We start from the raw sequence: 11,708 nt of genomic DNA, 5'->3' as shown, positions 1-11,708 counted from the left end.
CGGCTACGACTGATTGGCCGCACTCCTCATCGCGGCTCGTCCCTCGCCGCTTGATCGTCGTGCGGCTACGACGACGCCGTGGCGCCCGCGGGCACCCGGTCTGCGGGTGCGCCGACTTCCGTTGCCACGGGACCCACCAGCAATCCCTCGCGCAACACCCGTTGCAGTTGCTTAGTTACCGCTTCGACGCGATCTCGGTCGGCGACCAGCCCGGCGTAGAACCCGAGTCCCCACACCATGGTGTACAGCAGATCGGCAACAGGGGCCACAGCCGTCTCGGCGGGCAACTCGCCGCGCGCCACGGCGTCCCGCACGGCCTGGTCCATGAATTTGCGGACGGCAGCCTTCGCGTCCCGCCGCGGCGCCGGCAGGCGGTCGGCCTCGAGGTACGAACTGACCAGCAGTGCCACGCTCTCCGGCTCATGGACGCCGGCATTGCGGAACTCGGTGATCAGCACCGAAATCTGCGACGGAAGCGACGATTCCGCGCCGGCCCGCGCGATGCAGAGGTCGATCGTCGTGGCGATCTCATTCAGCAGGCAGTGGTAGATGTCCTCACGCGTCTGGAAGTGGTAATGCAGCGTGGGACGGCTCAATTCGGCGATCTCGGCGATCGCCTGGATGGTCGTGGCGTGGTAGCCACGGACGGCGATCACCTCGCGCGCGGCACCCAGGATGCGTGCCCTCGTCTGAGCCGAATCGGTACCCGCCGGGCGACCTCTGCGGCGTGTTGCCTTCACTGGGAGAACATCGAGATGCACCATGCCACGTCCTCGCACAGAAAGGGATATTTACGAATTCAGCAAACTCTAAGACATTGCTGATACGTGGTCAACCGCTACCTCGTCAACACTCAGCCAACTTGCTCAGGGATCCCGCCTCCATCGGTCGATGCAGTCCGATGACCGGCACAGACGGCGTCACACCGGACGCTCGACCGGCGGCCCGTTCCGCGGCGCCGACGCACGCCGCAATTCATTTGCCCGAAAATTTGTCGCCGACGCAGAGATTGGGCAACCGATCCGAGGTCCGCCGGACGCCCCCGACGGGCGTCGCATAGTGATGATGTCCACATCGCGGCGGGTGCTGTGCGAATTGAATGCACGGTCGCTCTCTGTATCGTATGAGTCCGTGATCGAGCTCATTAACGTCGCCAAGACTTTTGGCGGGTCCGTGCCCGCACTCCGCGACGTGAGCTTTTCCGTCCCCACGGGCTCGGTGTGTGCGTTGCTGGGACACAACGGCGCCGGCAAGACGACGACGGTCAAGATTCTGTCCACCTTGCTCAAGCCGAGCGCGGGACAGGCGATAGTTGCCGGCTACGACGTGGCAAAGGAACCGGCGAAGGTCCGTCAGGCGATCGGCGTCACCGGACAGGACGCCGCCCTCGACCTCCGGCTGACCGGACGGGAGAACCTCGTCCTGTTCGGGCGGCTGCGCGGACTCCGGCGCGGCGACGCCCGCAGCCGAGCCGACGAGCTGATCGCCCAATTCGACATGGGCCACGCCGCCGACCGTCAGGTCAGTGGGTACTCCGGCGGCATGCGGCGCCGCATCGACATCGCCGTGTCCCTCGTCGTCCCGCCGAAGGTGCTGTTCCTCGACGAGCCGACCACCGGCCTGGACCCGCGCAGCCGACGCGACGTCTGGAATCTGGTGTCCTCGATGAAAGCCGAGGGCATCACCGTCCTTCTGACGACGCAGTATCTCGAAGAAGCCGACATCCTCAGCGATTCCATCGTCATCCTCAACGGCGGCCAGATCGTCGCCCGCGGGACGGCCGACGAGCTCAAGCGCCAGACGGGCTCGAGCTACTGCGAGATGACCCCGCTCAACCCGGACGACCTGCCGCGGATCGCCACGGCCCTGGCCGACTTCGACGAGATCGAGGTCGATACCGACGCGACGACGGTGTCGGTACCGGCGCCGGGCGGCGTCGCGACCCTGACCGAGGTCTTCCGCCGGATGGACGAGATCGGCGTCGAACTCATCGACATCTCGCTCCGCCGCCCCTCGCTCGACGAGGTGTTCCTGCACCTCACCACCCCGGTCAAGTCGAAGTGACGGCTTTCGGACTCCTGACGGCCCGCATCCTCCGCAAGGGCTGGCTGGACCTCGTCTTCGCCGCACTGGTGCCGGTTTCCACGTTGATCGGCCTCACGTTCATGCTCGGTGGCGTCATCGCCACCGGCGATATGAGCTACGTGCAGTACATCCTGCCCGCGGTCGTCGTGCAGGCGATGTTGTTCGGTGCGCTCACCACGACCGATCGGGCTGCCGGCGACAAGGCCAGCGGCCTCGGCTCCCGGATGCGCACGCTGCCCATCTCTCCTTATGCGCCGCTGCTGGCCCGGATGGCCTACTGCCTGATCCGCGGCCTGCTGGCGTTGGTCGCATCGGTACTGGCCGCGTACCTGCTCGGATTCCGGCTCACCACCGGAATCGGTCATGCGGCAGCCTTCATCGCGCTCGCGCTGACGCTGACCCTGGCGGTGTCTTTCGGCGCCGACGCCACCGGCTCCAAGGCGGGGCGTGCCGAGGTGGCCAGCCAGTTGCTGCTGATCCCCCAGCTGTTCCTCGTGATGCTGTCGACCGGGCTGGCCCCCGTCGAGGCCTTCCCCACGTGGCTGCATTCGTTCGTCCGCTACCAACCGGTTTCGCTCATCACCGACGCGCTGCGCGGATTCACGAGCGGCCACATCGATACGGGCATTCTCGGCGCCAGCCTCGCGTGGACCGTCGGGCTGCTGGTCGTCTTCGGCACTGCGGCCGTTCGACTTCAGGAGCGATCATCGTGAATCCGACCAAGCAGCACCAACATTCACGGCTCACCGAGAGTTGGATCTTCGCCAGTCGGCTGTTCATCCAGTGGCGCCGGTACCCGATGGTGCCCGTGCAGGCCCTGGTGTTCCCGACCCTCCTGCTGCTCATCTACGGCATCCTGGTCGGCAAATCGATGGTCCGCGTCACCGGCAACAGCGGACTGGATGTCCTGATCCCCGTGTGCACGCTGGCCGGCGCGATGTCGGGTGCCATCGGGGCCGGGCTCGCGGTACCCCACGACCGCGACAGCGGTCTGCTCACCCGACTGTGGATCATGCCGGTCCGGCGGACATCTCCCCTGACCGGCGCACTGCTGGCCGAGGGCCTGCGCACCTTCCTGGCGTCGGCGTTCGTGGTGGCGACCGGTTACCTGATGGGCTTCCGATTCGCGGGCAGCTGGATCGCGATGCTGGCCTATCTGTTGATCCCGGTCGCCATCGTGCTGGTGTTCGCGACCATCGTGATCACCCTGGCCCTGCGACCGCAGGGCCGGATGATCCTCACGTGGACCAACACCGCGTGCATGGGCCTCGCGTTCGCGACATTGATTCCGCCCGCGAAGATTCCGGCCGCGCTGCGACCGATCGCCGACTACCAGCCGGTCGCACCCGCGGCCGAGGCCATGCGGGCGCTGTCCAACGACGGTGCGTTCTGGCAACCCCTCGCCGTGGCCTTGCTGTGGCTCGTGGTGATCGCGGCGGTGGTCGTCCCGATGGCGCTGCGGTCGTACCGCGCCGCAGTCGAAGGCGGCAAAGTAGACGGTTGAGCCGGCTACTGGGACACGTCGAAATGCACCGGCATCTCGAACTCTTTGCGCTTGAGTTGCGCGGCGAAATAGCCGTACTGGAAAGCGATTCCGAGGATCGCGGTCGCCGCGAGCTCCGACGGCGGACGCCGCAGTTCGGCGCGCAGCGTTGTCCAGGCCTCGGCCGGTGAGAGTCGCGTCGACACCTGGGCGCCCTTGCTGACCGCGTCATTGCGGTGGGCCCAGCGGATGTACGCATTGCTGTTGCCGTACCGCTTCCACTGGCTGGCCAGATCGCGGATCGCCGTCCGGGGCTCCCATTCCATCAGCACCCGGGTGTCGGTGGCGATGGTGCCGAGCGACTGATCCTGGATGCGCCAGCAGATATCGAGGTCGCCGCCGCCACGCATCGCCCGGAACCCGTCCACCTTCTCGAAGGCGATCCGGTCGATACCGAGATTGCAGGTCGGGTAGTAGTCGGGCCGCGGCGGCACCATGCCGACGACCGCCTTCATCGCGCCACCGCCGCGGGGCAGCATGAACGGCTGCATCTTCGCGGCCATCCGGGCGGCCACGGTCGGCCCCGACAACGTGCGAACGTTGGTGCACGACAACGCAACTCCCGGCCGCGCTTGCAGTGCCCGGTGGGCGTCGAGCAGACCGGGCAGGGGCCGGCAGCGGCCGTCGATGAAAAGCAGGATGTCGGCATCCGACCGGCTCGCGGCAACCTGGCGCGCGTAGTACGGACCCCGGCTGTTGGTCAGCGTCACGACGTGAGCGCCCAGTGAACGCGCGACCGCTGCCGTGTCGTCGACCGATGCGTCGTCGACGACCGTGACCCGGTCGCCGTCGGACAGCTGATCGAGCAACGGCTGGAGCAGCCGCGGAAGGTGATCACCCATGTCGCGGACCGGAATGATCACCTCGATCGTCTGATCCGCCATGGATCAATCCCCCCTATCGCAAGTTCGTCGAGCAGCGGCGCGGCCGCGGATCAAACGTGCAATCCGCCACGACCGAGGGAATACACCTGCCACCCCGCACGCGACCAGGTCTCCCGGTCGATGACGTTCCGGGTGTCCAGCAGGCGCGGCTCCTTCACCAGCGAGCGGAACGCCTCGGGATCGATGTTGGTGTACTCGTCCCACTCCGTTGCCAGCACGATGAGATCCGCTTTGCGGCAGGCATCCTCGGCGCTGTCGAAGTAGCCCAGCGTCGGGAAGCGGGCCTTGGCGTTGTCGATCGCCTTCGGATCGTGGACGCGGACGTCGGCGCCCTTCAAGTGCATCGCGGCGGCCACGTTCAACGCCGGCGAGTCCCGCACATCGTCGCTGTTGGGCTTGAACGCCGCACCCAGGACGGCAATGCTCTTGCCGAGGAATTCCCCACCGACGATCGCACGCGCGACGGACACGGCCTTCTCGCGCCGGCGCAGGTTGATCTTGTCGACCTCGTGCAGGAACCTCAGCGCGTCCGAGGCACCCAGTTCGCCGGCCCGGGCGCTGAACGCCCGGATGTCCTTGGGCAGGCAGCCGCCACCGAAACCCAGACCCGCGTTCAGGAACCGCTTGCCGATGCGATCGTCGTATCCCAGCGCACGGCTGAGCACCGTCACGTCGGCGTCGACGATCTCGCACACCTCGGCCATGGCGTTGATGAACGAAATCTTGGTCGCCAGAAAAGCATTGGCCGCGACCTTCACGAGTTCCGACGTCGGAAGATCCGCCGTCAGGTAGGGCGTGCCGCCGTCGAGCAGTGCGCCGTACACCTCCTGCAGCGTCTTCTCGGCGTACTCGGAGGTCACCCCGAACACCAGACGGTCCGGTTGCAGCGTGTCCTCGATCGCCTTGCCCTCCCGGAGGAACTCCGGGTTCCAGGCGACTTCGAGACCGGACGACGTCTTGGCAACCTCAGCAGAGAGGCGCTGGGCCGTACCAACCGGAACGGTGGACTTGCCGACGATCAGCCCGTCGCAGTCAGCGTTGGCGACAACCGCACGGAACGCACTGTCGACGTACTCGATGTTCGCGGCGTCCGAGCCGGCCAACTGCGGGGTTCCGACGCAGACGAAGTGCACGGTGGCGCCGGAGACCGCTTCCTGCGCGGACTGGGTGAAGCGCAGCCGTCCCGTGGCGAGCACCGTCGCGAGCAACTCGTCGAAGCCGGGCTCGTAAAACGGCGAGGTACCGGCCGACAAGGCGGCGATCTTCGACGCATCGGTGTCGTACGCGACGACCTCGTGCCCGATGTGTGCCATGCAAGCGGCGTGAACGGCACCCAGGTAGCCCGTTCCAATCACGCTCAATCTCATATAGCCGAACTCCACGTCGTCGCAGTTACTTTCCGACCACCGAAGGGTCGCCGGTCGATCATTCTCGGCGCGCTCAACGCACGGTCGGGACGCACGGACCCGGGGATTATTCGAGAGCAGCAGCCGTCGCAGCTAAGTACACCACACTGCGCCGCCGGGGCTTCGCCGAGACGCCGCGAACTGAGGTCCGGCCCCCGGAGGGCACCGCTCCGCACCGCCGACGTTGCCGCCGACGCCGGGAGCCGGCATCCGGGCATGGCCACGCACCATTTGCTCGATCGACGCTGACGGGTCCGAATCGGCCCACCCAGAAGTTGCTGGAACGGTGCTGCAAATGCGATGTCGCCGATTATCGCCCGAAAACGCATGATATTCGGCCACACGTGATTGCCGGCCGGACTGAACGAGGACAAACCATCCAACCGACCGTTATTTGCCAGATATATGCGGGGCAACGCAATTGCCCGTGTCGTCAGAATTGCGGTCGAGAACACCCTCCGACCACGCCGGATGTAAATCGCCGTCACTCGTATCGCAAATCCCCTGGCCACGTTCGGAATAATCGTTTGCATTGGTAAGCAAAGAAATTTCCCGCGCCCGAGTTAATTCACAGTTGTATGGCAGATTTGCGGTGCGGAACTGTAGAGTCCGCGGCATGGCTCGTTCGCTAACCCGGCCTGCACAGCCAATTCTGGATGCACCTGCCGCCAAGGAAACAAAACCGATTCGAGTCGCGGTGTGGCCGCACTGGTTGGACAACCCGTATCTACCCAACATGATCAATGGGTTACGCGGCGAAGGCCTGGAAGTCTCTGCGCCGCATATTCTGAGCATCGAATCCGCTCGCCTCCACGACGGCGATTGGTTGCACCTCCATTGGTCCACAGAAGCGCATACCAGCCATGTGCGTTGGATATACGAAGCTCGTGCCGCGGCGTTCAACCGCCAATTGCACATACTCAAACGGCGCGGCGTTCGCATTGCCTGGACGGCGCACAACCTCGTGCCGCACGACGACCCCCACCCCGAACTGGGTCGCAGCATCCGCAAGGACCTGCTCACGCTCGTCGACCACGTGTTCATCCACTTCCCCAGCGCCCAGGAAACGCTGGCGAAGGAATTCGGATACACGGGGCCCTGCACCGTGGTTCGGCACCCGCACTACATCGACTCACACCCGACACCGCCGTCGCAGTTGGAAGCGCGCACCAAGCTGGGCCTGCCCATCGACGGCTTCGTCGCCCTGTCCTTCGGACTGCTGCGTCCCTACAAGGGAATCAGCGACATCATTCACGCCTTCCAGAAGGTCGCCAGAGAACAGGACCGCTTGATCCTGGCCGGCAATCCTCAGGGTGACGTCTCCGCCGACCTCGCACTCGCGCGCGAAGACCCGCGAATCCTCGTGTGCGCGAAACGGATTCCGAAATCAGACGTCCCGTTGTACTTCGCCGCGGCAGACGGCGCCGTCATCGCGCACCGCGGCTTCTTCACCTCCGGCAGCGCCCTGCTGGCGCTGAGCATGGGTTGCCCCGTCATCGGGCCCGAGGTCAACCACCTGGTCGACCTGGCCGGCGGACAGCGCCTCTATCCGGTTGAACTCGGCGTGGACGGGCTGGCGGTCGGCCTCACCGAAGCGCGCGAAAAGGCCGGTAGCGTCGACCGTGAGTCGATGCGTGATTGGGCCGGCAATTACAGCAACTGGAGCGAGGCGGCCGCGCGCACCGCCGCGGTATTCCGCGACCGCAGCTACAGCCACTGAAACACGTCACCGATCCCGTAAAGAATGCAACGAATAGCGAACATGTTCTCCCCACACGCCGTCCGCGCCCGCCAGCTCGTCAACTGGGAGCTGCGCAAGGGTGAACCCGAACTCAGACTCCTTGCGATCCTCAAGGATTCGGGGCGGGATTTTCTCGACGTCGGCGCCAACGCAGGTGTCTATTCGTTCTACGCACTCAATCGCTTCCGCAAAGTAATTGCCGTCGAAGCGCATCCGGCCATGGCGTCCGGATTACGCCGGATCATCAAGCCCGAAAACCGCGTTCTGCCGGTGGCATTGTCCGACCGCATCGGCGAGACGACCTTTCATATCCCCACCCGCCGCGGTCGCGACGTCCTCACCCGGAGTTCACTGCAGCAAGATGCCAATCCGGGTTTCGATCTGCGCACCATCACCGTGCCGACAACGACCATCGACGAACTCGAGCTCAGTCGAATCGGTGTGATGAAGATCGACGTGGAAGGCCACGAGTCGGCCGTTCTGCGCGGCGGCGTGCGAACCTTGGCGGCAACCAAACCGACATGCATCGTCGAATGCGAAGAGCGGCACAACGCCGGGGGTGTCGCACAGACCTTCGCGTTTTTCGACACGCTGGGTTATCAGGGGTATTTCCTGCACCGCGGCGCACTCCGGCCCGTCGCCGACTTCGACACCGCGGTGTTGCAGCGGCCCGACGCGGCGAAATCGGTCGGCGGTAAGCGCTCACCCGACTACGTGAACAACTTCATCTTCATCCACCCGGACAACGCGGCGCAGCTGGCGAGCATCCGTCAGGTGTTCAGCGGCCGCTGACCCCGGCCGCTACCGCCGACACTCCAGCAACCCGCGCAAATGACGAATTCGTCAATAGTGGCGCCATCGCCGACGCCCGTAGCGGCGCGGGCGAGCTAACCCCAGACGGGCTTCCCGGGCCGGCACCGACGCCGTCGGCGCGCGAGATCCGGACCCGTGGGGCTATCCGCGCATCAGCCGGTACACGTCCGCACCACCGAGTTCCGGGTCGGTTGCGGAACCCGAAGGCAGATATCCGCGATCAGCGAACTCCTTCAGAATCCGTTTGCGTTTGACGACTGAATTTCCGTACGGATCGGCGGGCAATACTCTGCTCACATAAAAGACCATTCGGCCGGCGATTCCGGAGAGGTCCGGAAAATGTGTGAGCAATTCGTCCTGACTGGCGACATACGTCACTGCGCCGGCTGGAATCGACCACAGTGCAGCGGGTACGACTCCACGCCGGTCGGAGTCGATGATGATCGCCGCGTTTTCCCCCGGCAGCAGCGCGGCCCTCTGCGTGTAGCGATAACCGGAATGGAAAGTCGCTGCCGTCACCCCGCAGAGTTGGAAAACCAGGAGCAGCGACAACACCGCGGTCACCACCCGGGACTGTCGAGCCGCCACCGCAAGCCCGACAAAGAGAAATGGGGTGAGGAAACATACATGGAGCGGGCTCATGGAATGCACCGGCATGATGAAAAAGAGGTACAGCACGATGGTGCTCAGCCAACAACCGAAGAACAGCAACAAGGGCACCGTCGGCGCAGTCGGAATGAATTGATGCCACCCGCCGCGAACCCGAATCAACCACTTTGCGCCGATCCACAGAATCGGCGTGACCACCGCCAATGTCAGACCGCCGCCGAGCACGGCGCCGACCTTGACGCCGTACAGCTGATAGGCGGGATCGATCGGCAGAAACGTCTCATACACCGGGCGGAGCACCGCGACGATCCGGATCGCCAACGTGGACCAGGAGAACTGCTGCGCCTGCTCACCTCCGCGGTGGAAGGACTCCCAAAAACCGGGGTTGCCCAGGCCAAACGCACTGATGGCAACGATGCCGACGGCGACCAAGAGCGCCAACTCCCGATACCGCCGCCGGGCTACGGTCGCCACACCGATGAGCAGCAACGCCGCCCCGGCCGGAACGACGAACAAGTACTGAGTGAGCAGCCCCAGCGCGATGACCGGGGCGAGTGCCAACAGATATACACATCTGTGCCGCGTGAACCACAAACTTACGAGCAACAACAGCAGCGCCGACCACAATCCGAGCAAGGCATACTGGCGGATCGCGAAAGTACTCGAGCGGACCGCCATCGTGAGCGCCCACGTCACAATAACCACGCAACGCAAATCACTTGGCACGTCGAGCACCCCGCACACCGCATAGAGCACATGCGCCGTCATGACGATGATCAGCACGTTCAGCGTCACTGCCGCCGGTATCGACACACCGAAAATCGACAACCAGATGTGCAATAGCCAGAAATACAGCGGCGGATGGATGTCGGAATGCGCCAGGTCGGCGCGAATCCGTTCGAAACATCCCGGATTACGCAGGCTCCAATAGTCCTGCCAGAATTGAACCGATACCCACCGCCCGGTCGGAATGGACTGCGCGTAGCGGCCCTGATTACAGGTGGCAGACAACATGGTGATCCCGTCATCGTGTGATAACGAAGTCGCCAACATTGCGCGTACCAGAAAGAGCGCGAGCAATATCCCGACCAGCGAGACCGCAACTGTGGGCGTCGGCCGATATGCGGCAAATTTTCCGAGCAAGCGGTCAGCCCGTCGATGTCCGTGCTCGGTGAGCGTGCTCAAATTGCCATCCCCCGATAGCCCTCCATCGGTGTGACCCGATCTCCAGACGGGACAGTACCCCTCTGACCAGGCGCGGAAGCCTTTTTTCACACGAAGGCCGGCAAAGAATCCACGCGGGTGCGCACCGACCTCAGGGGAAATGTCCGTAAGGGCAGTTGAATGCTGACAGCTACCTGTTAGTGTCCTGGACATCCTCACAGAGACGAGAATTTTCTGGCACCGGGGATGCCGAAGGGGGTAGGACATTGGCGCGAGTTTTCCTGTCCACATGGGGAGATAACGGCAACATCGGCGACTCGATCCTCCGGCGCGGCATGTTGCGGACTTTTCACGGGATCGACGGTGCGCGACTGCACGTGCTCGTCGGCCGCAGGCTCATGCCGATCCCCAACGATGACAGGTATCTCGCCGCCGTCGGGCTGCGCGGCGACGAGGTCGTACACGACACCGCTATCGGCTGGCTCAGTCGCTACGCGACGAGCGCGATGGCTACTCGCACCGTCATGGTGATGCCGGCGGGCGAGATCGTGTATCCCGAACGGACTCGCTCCTACTGGGGCTGGTGGACGGCACTCTGTGCGCTGCTGCCACTGGCCCGCCGTGGCACCGCGGTCCAGGTCGGTGCCGGCGTGCGCCTCTCGACGGTCGGGAAAGCCGCAGCCCGCGGCACCCGGCGAGTCCGCAACTCAGTCGATGTGCCGATGATGGAGCGCTACGCACGACGCAAAATGGCGGTGGTGGCCTGGCGCGATCCCGGCACGCTGGGCTCTTTCGGCGTCGGCGACGTCGCGCCCGACTGGGCGTTCGGCGAAGGCCCCGATCCCCTGACCGAAGGGCTGGGAGCCCCGCCCCGCGAACGCAAAATCCTGGCGGTATCCACTCGGTGGGACCGAGACACCCTGAGCGCGAGCAAGATTCGCCTGCTGCGCGACATCGCCCAAACACGTGGGCTGCGGATTCAGGTGTTCAGCCAGGTTCGGGACGATGACGAGGCCATGGCCAAACTCGCGCAACAGCTACATCCCGGTACCGAGCCGCTGCTGTTCGGCAACCAGTCTCATGCCGAGTGCGAGGACAAGGTTCGCGCCCTCCACCGGCAGTCCGCGATCGTCGCCAGCGACCGGCTGCATGCGCTGATCATCGGCGCCACCGAGGGTGCCGTCCCGTTGGCGGTGTCGAACTGGACCACCGAGAAGACCATCCGCACCCTGAAACCCGGTGGCTTCGCGTTGCCGGCCGATGAACCAGCTGCCATCAACGCCTACCTCGACGAGATGCTGTCGGACAGCGAGTCCGTCACGTCGCGCGTCGCCGCGGCGCGCGCGGAGCTGGACCAGCTCCGCACCAGGCTCCGCAGCGTCGTCGACAACCGCCCGGTACCGCAGCCGAGCAACGTCGCCCGGCCCTACGACTTCCGGCACGCCGCGGCGTCCTAGCAGCAC

Annotated in this window: 10 protein-coding genes; 6 read left to right on the top strand and 4 right to left on the bottom strand. The window is 64.9% G+C overall.

Annotated elements, in window-relative coordinates; genetic code table 11:
• Window positions 1-65 precede the first annotated feature (65 nt).
• Window positions 66-740 (bottom strand): TetR/AcrR family transcriptional regulator, encoded by a 675-nt coding sequence (locus ACWW1C_RS13440; RefSeq protein WP_455983879.1) that lies wholly within the window; start codon window positions 738-740, stop codon window positions 66-68.
• Between the two features lie 391 nt (window positions 741-1,131).
• Between ACWW1C_RS13440 and ACWW1C_RS13435 the strand changes: the two genes are divergently transcribed.
• The 3 genes from ACWW1C_RS13435 to ACWW1C_RS13425 are packed head-to-tail and all read left to right on the top strand — an operon-like array spanning window position 1,132 to window position 3,589.
• On the top strand, window positions 1,132-2,064 hold the full coding sequence (locus ACWW1C_RS13435; RefSeq protein ID WP_455983878.1) for an ATP-binding cassette domain-containing protein: 933 nt from the start codon (window positions 1,132-1,134) through the stop codon (window positions 2,062-2,064).
• The gene (locus ACWW1C_RS13430; protein WP_455983877.1) at window positions 2,061-2,798 is read left to right on the top strand and encodes an ABC transporter permease; all 738 of its coding nucleotides are present in this window, start codon (window positions 2,061-2,063) and stop codon (window positions 2,796-2,798) included. Before ACWW1C_RS13435 ends, ACWW1C_RS13430 begins: the two co-directional genes overlap by 4 nt.
• Window positions 2,795-3,589, top strand: coding sequence for an ABC transporter permease (locus tag ACWW1C_RS13425; RefSeq protein WP_455983876.1), 795 nt, complete (start codon window positions 2,795-2,797; stop codon window positions 3,587-3,589). The genes ACWW1C_RS13430 and ACWW1C_RS13425 overlap by 4 nt, the downstream gene beginning before the upstream one ends.
• A 5-nt stretch (window positions 3,590-3,594) precedes the next feature.
• Here the strand turns inward: ACWW1C_RS13425 and ACWW1C_RS13420 are convergent, their stop codons facing one another.
• Entirely contained in the window at window positions 3,595-4,512 is a 918-nt protein-coding gene (locus tag ACWW1C_RS13420; protein WP_455983875.1) for a glycosyltransferase, read from the bottom strand.
• 50 nt (window positions 4,513-4,562) lie between these two features.
• Entirely contained in the window at window positions 4,563-5,879 is a 1,317-nt protein-coding gene (locus tag ACWW1C_RS13415) for a UDP-glucose dehydrogenase family protein (protein WP_455983874.1), read from the bottom strand.
• A gap of 904 nt (window positions 5,880-6,783) precedes the next feature.
• On the opposite strand from ACWW1C_RS13415, the gene ACWW1C_RS13410 reads away from it, so the two are divergent.
• Both ACWW1C_RS13410 and ACWW1C_RS13405 read left to right on the top strand, forming a co-directional pair.
• Window positions 6,784-7,638 carry a glycosyltransferase gene (locus ACWW1C_RS13410; RefSeq protein ID WP_455983873.1) on the top strand — a complete coding sequence of 285 codons (855 nt, stop codon included), beginning with the start codon at window positions 6,784-6,786 and terminating at the stop codon, window positions 7,636-7,638.
• Between the two features lie 42 nt (window positions 7,639-7,680).
• Window positions 7,681-8,451 (top strand): FkbM family methyltransferase, encoded by a 771-nt coding sequence (locus ACWW1C_RS13405; RefSeq protein ID WP_455983872.1) that lies wholly within the window; start codon window positions 7,681-7,683, stop codon window positions 8,449-8,451.
• Between the two features lie 162 nt (window positions 8,452-8,613).
• On the opposite strand, the gene ACWW1C_RS13400 is transcribed toward ACWW1C_RS13405, so the two are convergent.
• Window positions 8,614-10,266, bottom strand: a complete 1,653-nt coding sequence (locus ACWW1C_RS13400; protein WP_455983871.1) for a glycosyltransferase family 39 protein — start codon at window positions 10,264-10,266, stop codon at window positions 8,614-8,616.
• A gap of 245 nt (window positions 10,267-10,511) precedes the next feature.
• Here ACWW1C_RS13400 and ACWW1C_RS13395 point away from each other — a divergent pair, with 245 nt between their 5' ends.
• A complete protein-coding gene (locus ACWW1C_RS13395) occupies window positions 10,512-11,702 on the top strand; it encodes a hypothetical protein (protein WP_455983870.1) in 1,191 nt (396 codons plus the stop codon).
• The last annotated feature ends 6 nt before the right edge of the window (window positions 11,703-11,708 follow it).

The sequence above is a fragment of the Mycobacterium sp. HM-7 genome (assembly GCF_053852335.1).
Note: the sequence above shows the minus strand (reverse complement) of the source record. Positions and strands in the feature narration are given on the sequence as shown.

What these genes read in the sequence shown, in the direction of transcription:
- ACWW1C_RS13420 (WP_455983875.1), bottom strand. Translation starts at nt 4,512, where the DNA reads ATGGCGGATCAGACGATCGAGGTGATCATTCCGGTCCGCGACATGGGT.
- ACWW1C_RS13405 (WP_455983872.1), top strand. Translation starts at nt 7,681, where the DNA reads ATGTTCTCCCCACACGCCGTCCGCGCCCGCCAGCTCGTCAACTGGGAG.
- ACWW1C_RS13415 (WP_455983874.1), bottom strand. Translation starts at nt 5,879, where the DNA reads ATGAGATTGAGCGTGATTGGAACGGGCTACCTGGGTGCCGTTCACGCC.